At 71.0% G+C, this 331-nt stretch carries 1 protein-coding gene; it reads left to right on the forward strand.

The window, feature by feature from the left end:
- Positions 1-331, forward strand: a 331-nt coding sequence (locus BWR59_RS31820) for a hypothetical protein (RefSeq protein ID WP_143491021.1), incomplete at both ends; no start/stop codon positions are given.

The following is a 331-nucleotide window of genomic DNA, read 5'->3' on the forward strand; positions in this document are numbered from 1 at the left end:
ATCAACGGCCAGCCCGCCGTGCGCAGCCGCGACCGCAGCACCTGTGGCGCGCTGGTGACCTCGTCCGGGCAGATCTCGCCCAACATCTTCATAGGTGGCGACCCGGTGGCGGTGCGCGCGGTCCGCAGCGGCAAGACGCCAGGCGTGGGGCTCGCGGTCACTGCGCTGATGCTGCTCAGGGGCGGGCCGGGGAAGTTCGTCAGCAACCTGCCGTGCATGCTGCTCGGTAACGTGAATGCCTACGGCGTGAGCCAGGTCACCGGGGCCTTGGCCCGCGCAGTGACCGGCTCGCCGAACCCGGTGCATGTCGCCACGGGGGCCAAGGTGCTGG

The organism is Pseudomonas sp. Bc-h, from assembly GCF_002080045.1.
GTDB lineage: Bacteria > Pseudomonadota > Gammaproteobacteria > Pseudomonadales > Pseudomonadaceae > Aquipseudomonas.